This is a genomic window from Brachybacterium hainanense (assembly GCF_042434575.1).
Taxonomy (GTDB): Bacteria; Actinomycetota; Actinomycetes; order Actinomycetales; family Dermabacteraceae; genus Brachybacterium; species Brachybacterium hainanense.
This window is the reverse complement of the sequence record NZ_JBHLSV010000021.1, coordinates 1-15,455: the sequence shown is the minus strand read 5'-3', so window position 1 is coordinate 15,455 and position 15,455 is coordinate 1. Positions and strand designations below refer to the sequence as shown.

Below are 15,455 nucleotides of genomic sequence, written 5' to 3'. Positions count from 1 at the left end.
GGACCGCCGCCGGCCCCGCCGCACTCCCCCGTCCTTCGCACCCGGCCCGCCTGGAGGCCCCCGTGACCCCGCTGATCCGACTCGTCGGACGACGCCTCGTCTCCCTGCCCCTCATGATCCTCGGGGTGACGCTGCTCGTCTTCGTCGTCATGTCCTTCTCCCCCTCGGACCCGGCCCGGCTCGCCCTCGGCGAGTCCGCCTCCCCCGAGGCCCTCGCCCACTACCGCGAGGCCAACGGGCTGGACGACCCGCTGATCGTCCGGTACGTCGCCTTCCTCGCGGGCATGGTCCGCGGCGACCTCGGCACCACGGCCGGCAACACCCCCGTCACCGAGGTGGTCGCCAGAGCCTTCCCGATCACCCTGCAGCTGACCTTCCTGGGCCTCGCGCTCGCGATCGTCATCGCCGCGGTGCTGGGCGTGCTCGCCGCCCTCTTCCGCGACCGCTGGGTCGACCAGGTCATCCGCGTGCTGTCCATCGCCGCGCTCGCCACCCCCAGCTTCTGGCTCGCGATCCTGCTCATCCAGTGGCTCGGCGAGGTCCCCGGCGGCTGGGGCCTGTTCCCGGCGCTCGTCGCGACGTGGGTTGGCGCCCTCGCCGACCCGGGCACCTGGGCGCGCAACGTGGCGCTGCCCGCCCTCGCCCTCGGCGTGCCCGTGGCCGGATCGCTGACCCGCGTGGTCCGCACCGCCATGGTCGAGGAGCTGGACCGCGACTACGTGCGCACAGCCGTCGGCGCCGGGGTGCCCTACCCCGTCGTCGTCTCCCGCAACGTGCTCCGCAACGCCCTCATCACCCCCATCACGGTGCTCGGGCTGCGGGTCGGCTACCTCATGGGCGGCGCCGTCATCATCGAGATCATCTTCAACATCCAGGCCATGGGCCAGCTCATCCTCGACGGCGTCAAGCGCAACGACGTGTTCCTCGTGCAGGGCGTGACGCTCACCGTGGCGATCGCCTTCATCCTCGTGAACATCCTCGTGGACCTGCTGTACGTCCTCGTCAACCCACGGATCAGGAGCATCTGACATGCGCATGCGACGTCAGGACCGTCTCACCGCCGTCTCCGGAGCCCGCCTCGGCGGCCTGCGCGGGCTCCCCCTCCCCTCACGGATCGCCGTCGGCTTCCTGTTGCTGCTGGTCCTCGCCGCGATGCTGGCCCCGCTCATCGCCCCCTACGATCCGCTCGAGACCGGCACTCCCGTGCAGCCGCCGAGCGCCGCGCATCTCATGGGCACCGACTCCGTAGGTCGCGACGTGCTCAGCCGCATCCTGCACGGTGCCCGCGCCTCGCTGCTGATCGGCCTGTGCGCGACCGCCGCGGCCCTCGTGGTCGCCGCCCTGCTGGGCTCCTTCGCCGCGACCGCCGCGAAGCTCCCCTCCGAGGTCCTCATGCGGATCCTCGACGTGATCATGTCCTTCCCGGGCATCGCGCTCGCCGCCGTGTTCGTCGCCGTGTTCGGCACCTCGCTGCCGGTGCTGATCCTCGCGATCGCCTTCCTCTACGTGCCGCAGCTGGCCCGTGTGGTGCGCGCGAACGTGCTCGCCCAGTTCGGCGAGGACTACGTGGCCGCCTCCCAGGTCATGGGCGCCTCCACCGCGTGGATCCTGCTCAGGCACGTGGCCCGCAACTGCCTCGCGCCGATCCTCGTGTTCGCGACCGTGCTGGTCGCCGACGCGATCGTCTTCGAGGCCTCGCTGTCCTTCATCAACGCGGGCGTGCAGCCGCCGGCCCCGTCCTGGGGCAACATCCTCGCCGAGGGCAAGGCCGTGCTGCTCGCGGGCTACTGGTGGCCCACCTTCTTCCCCGGGGTGGCGATCCTGCTCACCGTGCTGTGCCTGAACATCCTGTCCGAGGGCCTCACCGACGCGCTCGCGAGCCCCCGCGTGAAGCACCGCGCAGACGTCGACGCCGACGAGGATGTCCACGAGGAGGAGGCGGAGACCGGCGAGATCCTCGGCGCGGTCTCCGAGTCGACGACCGACTCGGTGCTCCGCAGCTCCTTGCGCCGCCTGCGCGAGGCCGAGCTGTCCCGCCCCGCGCGCCCCGCCGCGGACCCGGGCGCCGCCCCCGTGCTCGAGGTGCGGGACCTGCATGTCTCCTTCCCCGAGGCGCACGGCGACGTGGACATCGTCGACGGCGTCTCCTTCACCGTCCGCCCCGGGGAGACCATGGGCCTGGTGGGCGAGTCCGGCTCCGGCAAGTCCGTCACGAGCCTCGCGATCATGGGCCTGCTCCCGCGCACCGCCCGGGTCTCCGGCGAGGTGCTGCTGGACGGCGTGAACCTCCTGGACCTCGATCAGCGTCGCCTGAACGCGCTGCGCGGCCACGGCGTCGCGATGATCTACCAGGACGCGCTGAGCTCCCTGAACCCCTCGATGCTCATCCGCTCGCAGATGGCGCAGCTGACCCGCCGCGGCGGCACCCGCTCCGCCGAGGAGCTGCTCGAGCTCGTGGGCCTGGACCCGCAGCGCACCCTCGCCTCGTACCCGCACGAGCTCTCCGGCGGCCAGCGCCAGCGCGTGCTCATCGCGATGGCCCTGACCCGCGACCCGCGTCTGGTCATCGCCGACGAGCCCACCACGGCCCTCGACGTGACCGTGCAGAAGCAGGTGGTCGAGCTGCTGCTGCAGCTGCGTGACCAGCTCGGCTTCGCCATGGTGTTCGTCAGCCATGACCTCGCTCTCGTCTCCCGGATCGCCCACCGCGTGACCGTCATGTATGCCGGCCAGGTCGTCGAGCAGGGCGACACCCGCGACCTGCTCGTGGACCCACGCCATGAGTACACCCGCGGTCTGCTCGGCTCCGTGCTGTCGATCGAGGCGCAGGCCGTGCGGCTGCTGCAGATCCCCGGCACCGTGCCCTCGCCCCGCGAGTTCGCACGCGGGGACCGCTTCGCCCCCCGGTCCCTGGACCCCGCGGCCCGCGCCGACCTGCGACCCCGCCTCCTGGAGGTCTCGGGCGGCACCCACCTCGTGGCCAGCACGGGCGACCTGCCCGCACCGCTGGTCGCCGTCGAGCCAGGAGAGAGCCGATGAGCACGAGCACCCCCGTCATCGAGCTGCGCGACGTGCATGTCGTGCACACCCTGCGCACCGGCTCCCTGCTGCGACCGGACACGATCCGCGCGGTGGACGGCGTCTCCGTGGGCATCGAGCGCGGCCAGGTGCTCGGGATCGTCGGCGAGTCCGGCTCCGGCAAGTCCACCCTCGCCCGCGTCATGACCGGGCTGCAGCCCGTGACCAGCGGCGAGGTGCTCTTCCAGGGCACGGCGCTCGGACGCTCCCGGCGTGCCCGCCGCGAGCTGGGCCGCACCGTCTCGGTCGTGTTCCAGGATCCGGCGACCGCGCTGAACCCCCGGATGCTGGTGCGCGAGGCGCTCATGGACCCGCTGCGCGTGCACGGCATCGGCACCGAGGCGCAGCGCCTGGCCGCTGTGACCGAGCTCGTGCACCAGGTGGGGCTCCCCGCCTCCGCGCTGGACGTGCTGCCCCGGCAGATCTCCGGCGGCCAGCGCCAGCGCGTGGCGATCGCGCGCGCCCTCGCCCTCCAGCCCGACGTCATCGTCGCCGACGAGCCCACCAGCGCGCTCGACGTGTCGGTCCGCGCGCAGGTCCTCAACCTGCTCATGGATCTGAGGGAAGAGCTGGGGCTGGGTCTCGTGTTCATCTCCCATGACATGTCCACGGTGCGCTTCGTCGCCGACTCGATCATCGTCATGCACCGCGGCAAGGTCGTGGAGCACGGCGATGCCGAGACGGTCTTCACCTCCGCTCGCGACGAGTACACGCGCAGCCTGCTGGCGGCCGCGCCGACCCTGCTCTGATCCTCTCGCCCGCCCGAACCCAACCACCGCCGAGGAGCTCCACCATGACCACCCCCCTGACGGGCGTCGTCCCGCCGCTGCTGACCCCCCTCACCGCGGACGGCGACCTCGACGTCCCCTCCCTCGAGCGCCTCGTCGCGCGCCACCTCGAGGGCGGCGTGGACGGCCTGTTCGCGCTCGGCTCGAGCGGTGAGATCGCCTTCTTCGACGACGCCCGTCGCGCCGCGGTGCTCGAGGTCGTCACCGGCACCGTCGCCGGGCAGGTGCCTGTGCTCGCCGGCGTCATCGACATGCAGACCGACCGTGTGATCCAGCATGTCCGCGCCGCCGAGCGCCTCGACCTGGCCGGCTACGTCGTCACCGCGCCCTTCTATGCGATCACCGGCCCCCAGGAGATCGACACCCACTTCCGTGCCGTGGCCGCCGCTGCGGACGCGCCGATCTGGGCCTACGACATCCCCGTGTGCGTGCACGTGAAGCTCTCCCCCGCCGAGCTCGCGGCCCTGGGCTCCGACGGCGTGCTCACCGGGGTGAAGGACTCCAGCGGCGACGACGTGTCCTTCCGCCGCCTGGCCGCGATCAACCGGGCCGCCGGCTCCCCGCTCACCCTGCTCACGGGCCACGAGGTCGTCGTGGACGGCGCCTATCTCGCCGGAGCCGACGGCTCCGTCCCGGGCCTGGGCAACGTGGACCCCGCCGGCTACGTGCGCATGGACCGCGCCGCCCGCGCCGGCGACTGGGAGACCGTGCGCGCCGAGCAGGACCGCCTCGCGGCCCTCTTCGAGATCGTGTTCCAGCCGGAGGGGAAGGCCGGCCCCGCCGCAGGCGTGGGCGCCTTCAAGACCGCGCTCCGCGAGCTGGGCGTGATCAGCACGAACACCATGAGCACGCCCATGTCCCCGATCGAGGGCGGGGCCGTGGACCGCATCCGCGCGATCCTCGCCGACGCAGGGCTGCTGGCCGATGCCTGATCCCGCCGGACGCCACCTGCTCGCCCTCGACATCGGCGGCTCCAAGACGAGCGCCGCGCTCGTCCGCGAGGCCGCCGACGGCACGGCGGAGGTCCTGGTCCTCCGCACCGCCCCCACCCCGGCCGCGGCCGGCCCCGCGGCGATCCTCGACCGGGCGCTCGCCCTGGCCCTCGAGGCCCGCGGCGAGGTGGAGGTGGCTGCCGCCGGGGTCGCCTCCGCCGGCGTCGTGGACGTCCGCCGCGGCACGATCACCCATGCCACCGACTCGCTGCGCGGATGGGCCGGGACGGATGTCGCGGGTCCGCTCGCGGCGGGTCTCGGCGTGGACGTGCGGGTGCTGAACGATGTGCAGGCCCACGGCCTGGGCGAAGCCCGTTCCGGTGCGGGCCGCGGCGCCGGATCCCTGCTGCTCCTCGCGGTGGGGACCGGGATCGGCGGCTGCCACGTGCTGGACGGCGAGGTCGTCGTCGGGGCGCGCGGTGCGGCAGGCCACATGGGCCACGTGGCGGTCCCCGAGGCGGCGGACGTGCCCTGCACCTGCGGACGGACCGGCCACCTCGAGGGTCTCGCCTCCGGGCCGGGCGTGCTCGCCCTCGCCGGTCGTCTCGGCGCACGGCTCGCCGACGGCGGGGCGGTGACGGACGGCCGCGACCTCGCCGCGCTGGCGCTGACCGATCCGGAGGGCCCTGCCTCCCGCGCCTACGCGATCGCGGGCCGCGCGACCGGCCGGGTGCTGGGCGGGCTGCTGAACGTGCTGGACCCCGAGCTGGTCGCCCTGACCGGTGGGGTCGCGGAGGCGGACGGCGTCTCCGCCCCCGGCGGCGTATGGCGCGAGGCGCTGGCCGAGGGGATGGCGGAGCAGGCCATGGACGTGGTCGCCGCGACCCCGGTGGTGCCGGCCCGGGCCGGTCAGCACGCCGCCCTCCTCGGCGCCGCGCACCAGGCGGCCGCCTCCCTCTGATCCCCTCTCCCGAAGGAGCCCCTCCCGTGCATCCGATGACCGCCGCGCTCGAGCACACCCTCATCGTCTCCTGCCAGGCCTACCCCGGCGAGCCCATGCGCGACCCCCGCACCATGGCCCAGATCGCCGCCGCCGTCCAGGCCGGCGGCGCCGCGGCCGTCCGTGCCCAGGGCCTCGAGGACATCCGCCAGGTCAAGGACGCCGTCGACATCCCCGTCATCGGCATCTGGAAGGACGGCGACCAGGGCGTGCTCATCACCCCCACCCTCGATCACGCCCTCGCCGTCGTCGACGCCGGAGCCGACATCCTCGCTCTGGACGGCACCACCCGCCCCCGTCCCGACTCCCGCACCCTCGAACAGACCCTCACCGCCGTCCGCCGCCGCTTCGACGGCCCCATCATGGCCGACTGCGACAGCGTCGAGAGCGCGCACATCGCCGCCGACCTCGGCGCCGACATCGTCGGCACCACCCTCGCCGGCTACACCCCCGCCCGTGCCACGACCATCGGCCCCGACCTCCGCCTCGTCGAGGAGCTCGCCCAGGCGCTCCCCACCACGGCCCTTCTCGTCGCCGAGGGCCGCGTCCAGACCCCCGCCCACGCGGCCGCCGCCCGCGCCGCCGGCGCTCGCGCCGTCGTCGTCGGCACCGCCATCACCCACCCCACCACCCTCACCACGTGGTTCCACCGCGCCCTCACCCAGCCCTGACCGTGCCCTCCCCGTCCCGGAGCCCCGCCGTCGGCCGGCCTCCGCCCCCCGCACCCCGCGTCCGAGCACGGTTCCATGACGGGTGGGGGGCGCGGGCCCGGCCCGGGCGCCGGCGCATCCCGACCCCGCCCCGCGATCCCGTGGGCCGGCACCCCCTGAAGGACCCCCGATGAAGGAGAATCCCCGATGGATGCACAGATGACCCGCCGCGGACTGATCGGCGCCTCGGCCGCGATCGGCGCCGCGCTCACCGGCGCCGGCACCGCTGCCGCGCTGCCGCCCGCCCAGGACGAGAGGACCCGACGAGGCATGTACGAGGAGCAGGTCCTGGCCGCCCCGGGTGACTGGGGCGTGGCGAACTTCCGCATCCCCGCACTCGCCGTCGCCCCCGACGGCGACCTCCTGGCCGCCTTCGACAAGCGTCCCGTGCACGGCGACGCCCCGAGCCCCAACTCGATCTGGCAGCGCCGCTCCTCGGACGGCGGCCGCACCTGGGGCGAACCCGAGGTGGTGCGCGCCGGGAACGAGTCCACCGTGCCCGGAGAGAAGACCGGCTACTCGGACCCCTCCTACGTGGTGGACACCGAGACCGGCACGATCTTCCTGTTCTGCGTCCACTCCAAGGACGCCGGCGTGTGGAACGGCGTCTACGGGGACGACGACGAGGACCGCATGGTCGTCAGCGCGAGCCTCTCCGTGAGCCACGACTCCGGTCGCACCTGGGAGCACCGCTCCCTCACCGACGTCGTCAAGCCCGAGGACTGCCGGGCCATGTTCGCGAGCTCCGGCTGTGGGGTGCAGCTGCGCTACGGCGCGCACCGCGGACGGCTGGTGCAGCAGTACGCCGGGTGGTTCCGCGGCCCCGAGGGCGGCGAGATCGTCCAGGCCTACTCCGTGTTCTCCGACGACCACGGCGAGACCTGGACCATGGGCACCCCCGTCGGCACCGAGCTGGACGAGAACAAGGTCGCCGAGCTCTCCGACGGCACCCTCATGATGAACTCCCGCGAGAACCGCCGCACCGGCCGGCGCTGGGTCGCGCTCAGCCACGACGGCGGGGCCACCTGGGAGGATCTGCACCGGGATCCGAGCCTCGTGGACCCGGGCAACAACGCCCAGCTCACGCGGGCCTACCCGCAGGCGCCGGAGGGGTCGGCGAAGGCGCGGGTGCTGCTGTTCTCCCACGCCGACCACGCGCCGAACGACCGCGTGAACGGCACCGTCGAGATCTCCGAGGACGACGGCGCCAGCTGGGCTCGCAAGCGGGTCTTCCAGCCCGGCGCCTGCCAGTACTCGGTGATCATCGCCACGGGCCGCGACGAGTACCTGCTCGCCTACGAGGGCCAGGACGAGACGATCATGATCGCCCGCCTGGACATGGACTGGATCCTCTCGCGCTGACATCACCGCGACGAACCCCCGGCGGCCGCCGCATCCACGGCGGCTTCCCGGGCGTCGCCTGCTCCCTCTCCTGCGCCGGGCGGGCCCCTCAGGCGGTCTCGGCGATGAGCTCGAGCTCGTCCGCGCGCGGGAGCGGGAAGCCCTCGACGAGGAGGGCGTAGGCCTCGTCCTGGTCATCGGGGTCCTCGACGTCCGGCACCACGGTGAGCGCCTCGAGCACCCCGCCGTCGATGTGCAGCTGCAGCAGGAAGCGCAGCCCCTCATGTGCGAAAGCACCCTGCACCGGCCACACCTGTGTGTGGGGCACGGCGCGCGCCGCCGGCTCCGTGACCTCGAAGACCACGTCGGTCAGCTCGGGCAGGTCCTCCCGCCGGGCGGCTGCGAGCTGCCCGCGCAGCGCATCGGCCCCGGCGGCCTGCGGTCCTGCCGCCTGGAGGAGCCTCTCGACCAGCGCCGCCGTGGCCTCGTCGAGCGACACGGAGGGGGCGTCCTCGAGCTCTCCGTCCCGCTCCTGAGCACGCTCCTCGGCACGTTCGGCGACCCTCTCGAGCAGGGCCGGCAGGACGTAGGCGGCCCCGACGGACAGCGCCGACAGCCCCGCGAGCAGCACCCGCGGACGGGGCACGCCGCGGCGACCCAGCCAGGCGACGCCGCGGGCGTCCAGATGCTCGGTCAGCTCGGAGAATCCCATCTCGAGCGAGCCGGCGACCACGCCGTCCTGGATCGAGCCGACGAGCCGCTCCCCAGGCGTGTCCGCGACCAGAACGGCGGTGATCGTGGCTCGGGCGGTGCGGTGCGCCGACCGCGCCCACGGCCCGAGCTCGCGCGGATCGACCAGGGACAGCGCACCGTATCCGATCGCGAGCGCGGCGATCCTCCCGGTGCGGACGGCGGCGGGGCGGGCGGCGAGGGCGGCGGGGTGCGTCGTCATATCGGGAGTCTAGGAGCCTGCCGCCGAGGCCCGTCACGACGAAGGTCGCGCCCCGCACCCGACCTCCGGCGCGGGCCCGGGGACGGCGCCGGTACCCTCGTGCGCATGAGCGAGGCCGTGAGCACCGATCCCATCGGCACCCCCGACCCGGCGGAGCGCCCCTCGCCGTGGCTGTGCTGGGCCGCGCCGCTCGCGATCGCCGCGACCGCGACCCTCCTCTACGGGCTGCTGGGCGTGCAGCAATGGCGATCCCTGGCCCCGCGCTCCTGGGACCTCGGCATCTTCTCGGAGCTCGCGAAGGCCTACTCGCGCCTGGACGCGCCGATCGTGTCGATCAAGGGCGACGCGGTGAATCTCCTCGGCGACCACTTCCATCCGCTCCTGGTGGTGCTGGGCCCGGTCTGGGCCCTCTGGCCCTCCGGCCTCGCGCTGCTGTGGGCGCAGGCGCTGCTGCTGGGGATCAGCGCGATCCCGCTGACGCGGCTGGCGATCGACCGGCTGGGCGGCGGTCTCGGCATCCTCGCCGGGGTCGGGTACGCCTTCTCCTTCGGCCTGCAGGCGGCGGCCGATGTCCAGTTCCACGAGATCGCGCTCGCGGTCCCGCTGCTGGCCTTCTCCCTCACCGCCCTGCTGCGCGGCCGGCTCCGGCAGGCCCTGGTCCTCGCCGGGCTGCTGGTCTTCGTGAAGGAGGATCTGGGGCTCACGGTCGCGGTGCTCGGCGGGGTGATCGCTCTGCGGGACGCGCGTCATCGCCTGCACGGCGCCGTCCTCGCCGCCTGGGGTCTGGGCTGGTTCCTGCTGTCGACCTTCGTGATCCTGCCGCTGCTGAACACGGCCGGGCAGTACGACTACACGGGGAACCTGGGCTCGCCGCTGGATGTGTTCTTCCCGGCGGAGAAATGGATGACGGTGGGGATGCTGCTGCTGGCCGCCGGGGTCATCGGCGCCCGCTCCCCCCTGATCTGGCTGATGGTGCCCACCCTGGGCTGGCGCTTCACCGGCACCGTCGAGCACTACTGGACCTGGTACTGGCATTACAACGCGGTCCTCGTCCCGATCGCGCTCGTCGCCCTGCTGGATGCGCTGGGCGACCGTCGCACGGGCCGCGCGACCGCGTACCTCGCGACCGATGCCGCGCTGCGCCCGCGGCGGCTGGTGCAGCGCGGCGCGGTGCTCGCGAGCGTGGCGGTCACCGCGATCCTGGGCGGGCAGATGCCGATCGCCTCCCTCGCCTCCGCCGATCCTCTGGCCCGCAGCCCCCGATGGGACGCGGCGCAGCAGACGATGGCGGTGCTCCCCGCGGGCACGACCGTCGCCTCCGACATCACCCTCATGGCCTATCTCGTCCCGGGCCATGACGTGCAGTGGACGCACGGGCCCAACGCCCGGGTGCCCGACTGCGTGGTCATCGACCGTGCCGCCTTCTCCTGGTCCGGTGCCCCGCCCGCCGATCCTGTGCAGTGGGCGGCGGACACCTACCAGGTCGCATACCAGCCGCTGTCGGAGGAGGGCGGCTTCATCGCGACCTGCCGACCCGAGGTCCTCTGAACGGTCCTCCGGAGACGGCCGGTTCCTGATCGGCCGCCTTCGGGGCCGGCCGAAGGATCCACGCCGTTCTGACCGCCCAGAACGACACGAACACGTCACTCATCCTTTGCCCCCCCGGAACCGCCGCCCCCGCGCTGGCCGTCCTCCACCGTCGTCTCCGTCGTCCACACCGCCGTATCGACGGATGCTGCGGGGCGCTGATCGGTGCGGGACGCCTGCTCGTCCACGATCGTCCGCGACAGGATCGGCGGAGGCGACATCGCATCGATGTGATGCCGGAAGACGGCTCGCTGCGGACGGATGCGGAGCAGCGGGCGCCGATGAACGGGGTCAGATGGTCCGCGGCTCGGTCGTGGTCGGGCTGGCCCCACCCGGCACGGTCATGACCGAGCGGTCCTGCCCGGCTCGATCGTGACCGGCGCACTCCCGCTCGGCTCGACCGTGGTCGGGGCGGTCGCCGCGCGTTCCGTCGTGTTCGGCTCCGTCGCGGTCGGCCCCGGGCCATCCGGCTCCGTCGTCCCGGGGCTCTCCGGCTCCGTCGTCCCCGGGCTCTCCGGCTCCGTGGGCTCTGGCTCCGTCGTCCCTGGCTCCGTCGTCCCCGGTCCCTCCGGCTCCGTGGGTCCCGGGCTCTCGGGGCTCGTCGGCTCTGGCTCCGTCGGCTCCGTCGTCCCAGGCTCCGTCGGTTCCGTCGGCTCGGGCTCGGTCGTCCCGGGCTCCTCGGGCTCCGGCACGGTGGTGGTCGGATCCGTGGTCGTGGGACGGGACGGACGTGTCGCCGGCGGGTCGCGGGTGTCGTCCTCGCGCAGCTCGGGCTCGCTGCTCGGCTCCGGCTCCGTCGCCGGCTCGGGCTCGCTGCTCGGATCCTGCTCGGGGTCCTCGCCCAGGGCGGAGGAGGTGGCGACCGGGGTCGTCGAGGGCATGGTCCTCGTCGGGGCCGGCGCGGTCGACTCCGCCGCGGAGGACGCGGACTGCCCCGGCGTGCTCGAGACGGGTGCGCTCGTGCCCGGCCCCTCCCCGGCGAGCGCGGCGAGCGGGCCGATGCCCGCCACTCCCGCGACGGCGAGGGAGCCCACGGCCAGGATCGCGAGGGCGGCGCCGGCCACGGCCGCGTAGGGCCGCGGGCGGCGGACCTCCGAGGCGGACCGGACCCCGCGTGCTCGTCTGCGCATCTCGTCCCTCTCGAGCGTGCCGGCGCGGCGCCGTCCCGGGGCGCCCCGTGTCGCCCGATCCTATCGGCGCCCGCGCCCCCGGCCCACCCGAAGCCGGATCCGTCCGCCGCCCGGGATCACGGCCGGGCGGTGCGGGCGCGCCGGGAGGAGGGATCGATATGCGTGCCCTCGCGCGCCTGCCGGACGGTCTCCGCGCGCAGGCGCCACGGAGCGATCTGCTCCGCCGCGAGCGCGAGGTGGAGGCTGCCGCGCAGGGCGACGGTGGCCGGGGCCGAGGGCAGGCCGGCGAGCGCGGTCGCGTGCTCGGGCAGCAGGTGCCCGGCCCCGGCGGCGCTCCAGCGTGCCGCGACCAGCGCGATCGACGAGTGGACGTCGAGCATCCCGTGGCCCGACTCCCGCAGCGGCAGCAGCCGTGCCCGCGGCATGCGGTCCACCAGGTCCTCGGCGACGCGGCGGGGGGTGATGAGGTCCAGCTCCCCGCTGAGGACCAGCGCGGGGGCCTCGATGCGGCGCGAGAGCGCGTGGAGGTCCAGCTCCTCCCCCGCGAAGTCGGCGACGCCGCGGGTGCGCTGCTCGACCATCTGCAGGCTGTCCAGCGGGCCGCCGTCGGCATGGGCGCCCTGGCCCAGCCGGGTCCGGGCGATCGGGGCCACCAGATCGAGCTCGTGGACGTAGGGCGTGGACTGCAGCCAGTCCTGGGCGAGGACCTGCCGCACGCTGCGCCAGGTCAGGGCGCCGCGGCCGGTCGCGAGCAGGTCCACCAGCTCGCGGACCGCGCCGATGCCGCCGTACTCGTGGACCGCGAGGATCACCGACCCGGCATGCGGGCCGTCGATCACACCGTCGTCCACCAGGCGGCGCAGCGCCGCGGCGATCGTGTCCGTGCGCGGGTCCTCCCCGTGCCAGTACAGCCGCCGCAGCTCCGCCTGCGCGACGAGCTCATCGTCCGCGGAGGTCAGCGGCGAGTCCAGGACCAGCGAGTGCACCCGCTGCGGGTGAAGGGCGGCGAGGCCCTGGGCGAGGTAGGCACCGTAGCCGGTGCCGAGCACGACCGCCTGCCGGATCCGGGCATGGTCCAGCACGGCGGCCAGATCCTCGATCACCTCCCGCACCCGCATCGCGGCCCCCGGCAGCTCGCGGCCCTCGGCGTCGAGGCGGGACAGCCCCACACCGCGGTGCTCGACCATGACCACGTCCAGGCCGGCGGCGCTGAAGGCGCGGCGTAGCGGATCGTACGGCAGGACGGAGGCCAGGCCGGGGCCGTCCGGGATGAGCAGCAGCGGCACGGGCGCCGGTGCGGGCGCGCGCCGTCGACGCGGGCGCAGCACGGGGCGGGGGCTCTGCCGGGAGTACCGCAGCGGGAACAGCCGCGGGTCCTCGGCGCTGATCGGCCGGTACACGGTCACCAGGTCGTTGCGGATCTGCAGCAGCTCGTCCTGCGCCGCGCGGTCCAGGATCCGTGCCCTGCTCATGCCCCGCCCCGTCTCACGGCACGGCCCGCCGCACGGGACGTCCGATGCTCCCGCTCACCGCTGCGCGGACCTGCCGCCGATGCTCTTCCACAGGAACGTGTACATGAGCGCGTTCATGCGGGCGGCCTGCTCGTTGGTCGCCGCGCCCCCGTGGCCGCCCTCGATGTTCTCGAAGGAGCGCACATCGGCGCCCATCGACTCGAGCGCCGCCGCGAACTTGCGGGCGTGCCCCGGATGGACCCGGTCGTCTCGGGTCGAGGTGAGCACGAAGGCGGGCGGGTACGTGACGTCCTCGCGCAGCAGGTGGTAGGGGCTGAAGGTGCGGATGAACTCCCAGTCCTCGGTGTCCGGATCGCCGTACTCCGCCATCCAGGAGGCGCCCGCGAGCAGGTGCGAGAAGCGCTTCATGTCCAGCAGCGGCACCTGGATGATCACGGCGCCGAACAGCTCCGGGTACTGGGCGAGCATGTTCCCGGTGAGGAGCCCGCCGTTCGAGCCTCCGCGCACGCCCAGGTGATCGCGGTCGGTGACGCCGCGCTCGACGAGGTCCGTCGCGACGGAGGAGAAGTCCTCGTAGGCGCGGTGCCGGTTCTCGCGCAGCGCCGCCTGGTGCCAGGCGGGGCCGTACTCGCCGCCGCCGCGGATGTTCGCCACGACGTACGTGCCGCCGCGCTCGCACCAGGCCTTGCCGATCGCGCCGAGGTAGGCGGGGGTCATGGGAATCTCGAAGCCGCCGTAGCCGTACAGCAGCGTCGGGCGCGGGCCGGCGGGGGCGTGCTCGGCATCGGGCCCGATCTCGAAGTAGGGGATGCGGGTGCCGTCCACGCTCGTCGCGAAATGCTGGGTGACCTGCAGGCCGGTCGCATCGAAGCGGGCGGGCGTGGCCTTGATCGTCTCGAGGTCGCCGGCGCCGGCTCCGGAGGGGACGCCGGCGAGGTCGCCCATCAGCAGCGTGGTCGGGGTCAGGAAGCCGGTCACGCTCACCCACACGCGGTCGTCCTCGTCGGCGTCGACGGCGCTCACGCCGATCGCCCCCTCCAGCTGCGGGAACAGGTCCTCGCGGATCCAGGCCCCGGCGCCGTCGCGGTGATGGACCTCGAGCCGGTCGATCACGTCCTCCAGGATGGTGAGGACCAGGGTGCTGCGGGTGATGGCGAGACCCTGCAGGGACGAGGACGGCGTCGGCTCGAACAGGGCCCGCGCGGATGCCTCTCCCCGCAGGAAGGCGTCGAAGTCCGCGACGACCAGGGACCCGGCCGGGAAGGTGGTCCCCTCGATCTCCCAGTCGGAGCGGGGCATGAACACGCCCAGGTCCCGGTGGGCGCTGGCCTCCATGTCCTTCGGGACCGGCAGGGCCGTGAGCTGCGGGGGCTCGGCGGCGAGGTCGAGGAGGTGCACGGTCGAGGAGTAGAAGGCATGCATCTGGATGACCCAGTCCCGCTCCCAGCCGGGGGTCGAGTCATGGGAGACGAACACGCCCATGTCCTCGACATCGGCCTCGAACAGCAGCTCCGCCTGGTCGAGCGGGGTGCCGCGCCGCCACCGGCGCGCCTGGCGCGGGTACCCGGAGCTGGTCATCGTGCCCTCGCCGAAGTCGGTCGCCACCAGGAGGGTGTCCGCGTCGACCCAGCTGATCCCGCCCTTGGACTCGGGGCGCACGAAGCCGCCCTCGGACTCGGGCACGAAGGCGCGGGCCTCGAGGTCGAACTCACGGGTGACGTCGGCGTCGGAGCCGCCGCGGGAGAGGGTCACGAGCGCCCGGCGGTAGGGGGCGTCCGGGCCCTCCTCCGGGGCGGGGCGCAGCAGGCTCGCACCGTGCCACACCCAGTTCTCGCCCTCGGCCTCGTTCAGCGCGTCGATGTCCAGCAGCACCTCCCACGCGGGGTCCTCGGTGCGGTACGAGTCCAGGGTCGTCCGGCGCCACAGGCCGCGCTCGTGCTCGGCATCGGTCCACAGGTTGTAGAGGAAGCCCCCGCGCTTGGTGACCGCGGGGATGCGGTCCTTCGCGTCGAGGATCTCGCGGATCTCCTGCTGCAGCGTCGCGGCGAGGGGTTCTCCCCCGGGCCCGGCGATCGCGTCGATCTCGCGCTCCGCACGGGCATTGCGCTCCCGCACCCAGGCGAGGGCCTCCTCGCCCGTCACGTCCTCCAGATGCTGCCAGGGATCGGTCGTGCCGTCGGGGGCCGGAAGCTGGGCGATGCGCTGCGTGCTCGTCATACCGGCCACAGTACTGGTCCTCCCGCGGCCGCGCAGGCCCTGCGGGCGGCCCATGTGCAGGTGGTGTGGAGCGCGCCGCCCGGTCACCACGGAGGGCCCCGCCGATGCGAGAATCGGAGGATGCCCGCCGATGCCCCTCGTCCCGCCCGTCGCGCCCTGCTCGCCGGCGCCCCGGCCCTCGCCGCGCTGACGGCCTGCTCGGGGCCGACCGACGATCCCGCCGCGCCCGGGCCCGAGCCGGAGCGCCG

At 74.0% G+C, this 15,455-nt stretch carries 12 protein-coding genes; 9 read left to right on the top strand and 3 right to left on the bottom strand.

What is annotated here, in order from left to right; all coding sequences use genetic code 11:
* Positions 1–62: 62 nt before the first annotated feature.
* The 7 genes from ACFFF6_RS14895 to ACFFF6_RS14865 all read left to right on the top strand — a co-directional run bounded on the left by ACFFF6_RS14895 (position 63) and on the right by ACFFF6_RS14865 (position 7,870).
* Positions 63–1,028, top strand: a complete 966-nt coding sequence (locus ACFFF6_RS14895; protein WP_376982108.1) for an ABC transporter permease — start codon at positions 63–65, stop codon at positions 1,026–1,028.
* 1 nt (position 1,029) lies between these two features.
* Positions 1,030–3,039 (top strand): dipeptide/oligopeptide/nickel ABC transporter permease/ATP-binding protein, encoded by a 2,010-nt coding sequence (locus tag ACFFF6_RS14890; protein WP_376982106.1) that lies wholly within the window; start codon positions 1,030–1,032, stop codon positions 3,037–3,039.
* Positions 3,036–3,827, top strand: coding sequence for an ATP-binding cassette domain-containing protein (locus tag ACFFF6_RS14885; protein ID WP_376982104.1), 792 nt, complete (start codon positions 3,036–3,038; stop codon positions 3,825–3,827). Before ACFFF6_RS14890 ends, ACFFF6_RS14885 begins: the two co-directional genes overlap by 4 nt.
* 44 nt (positions 3,828–3,871) lie before the next feature.
* Positions 3,872–4,798 (top strand): dihydrodipicolinate synthase family protein, encoded by a 927-nt coding sequence (locus ACFFF6_RS14880; RefSeq protein WP_376982102.1) that lies wholly within the window; start codon positions 3,872–3,874, stop codon positions 4,796–4,798.
* Positions 4,791–5,759, top strand: coding sequence for an ROK family protein (locus ACFFF6_RS14875; protein WP_376982100.1), 969 nt, complete (start codon positions 4,791–4,793; stop codon positions 5,757–5,759). The genes ACFFF6_RS14880 and ACFFF6_RS14875 overlap by 8 nt, the downstream gene beginning before the upstream one ends.
* A 35-nt stretch (positions 5,760–5,794) precedes the next feature.
* Complete coding sequence (locus ACFFF6_RS14870) at positions 5,795–6,469, top strand: N-acetylmannosamine-6-phosphate 2-epimerase (RefSeq protein WP_446680632.1); 675 nt, start codon at positions 5,795–5,797, stop codon at positions 6,467–6,469.
* A gap of 186 nt (positions 6,470–6,655) precedes the next feature.
* The gene (locus ACFFF6_RS14865) at positions 6,656–7,870 is read left to right on the top strand and encodes a sialidase family protein (protein ID WP_376982096.1); all 1,215 of its coding nucleotides are present in this window, start codon (positions 6,656–6,658) and stop codon (positions 7,868–7,870) included.
* An 88-nt stretch (positions 7,871–7,958) separates the two neighbouring features.
* Here the strand turns inward: ACFFF6_RS14865 and ACFFF6_RS14860 are convergent, their stop codons facing one another.
* Entirely contained in the window at positions 7,959–8,801 is an 843-nt protein-coding gene (locus tag ACFFF6_RS14860; protein WP_376982094.1) for a hypothetical protein, read from the bottom strand.
* Positions 8,802–8,906: 105 nt separating this feature from the next.
* Between ACFFF6_RS14860 and ACFFF6_RS14855 the strand changes: the two genes are divergently transcribed.
* Both ACFFF6_RS14855 and ACFFF6_RS14850 read left to right on the top strand, forming a co-directional pair.
* The gene (locus ACFFF6_RS14855; protein WP_376982092.1) at positions 8,907–10,349 is read left to right on the top strand and encodes a DUF2079 domain-containing protein; all 1,443 of its coding nucleotides are present in this window, start codon (positions 8,907–8,909) and stop codon (positions 10,347–10,349) included.
* Positions 10,350–10,760: 411 nt separating this feature from the next.
* Positions 10,761–11,462 (top strand): hypothetical protein, encoded by a 702-nt coding sequence (locus ACFFF6_RS14850; protein WP_376982091.1) that lies wholly within the window; start codon positions 10,761–10,763, stop codon positions 11,460–11,462.
* Between the two features lie 172 nt (positions 11,463–11,634).
* On the opposite strand, the gene ACFFF6_RS14845 is transcribed toward ACFFF6_RS14850, so the two are convergent.
* Positions 11,635–12,990, bottom strand: coding sequence for an alpha/beta fold hydrolase (locus tag ACFFF6_RS14845; RefSeq protein WP_376982089.1), 1,356 nt, complete (start codon positions 12,988–12,990; stop codon positions 11,635–11,637).
* A gap of 54 nt (positions 12,991–13,044) precedes the next feature.
* Positions 13,045–15,207 carry a prolyl oligopeptidase family serine peptidase gene (locus tag ACFFF6_RS14840; protein ID WP_376982087.1) on the bottom strand — a complete coding sequence of 721 codons (2,163 nt, stop codon included), beginning with the start codon at positions 15,205–15,207 and terminating at the stop codon, positions 13,045–13,047.
* Positions 15,208–15,455: the final 248 nt, after the last annotated feature.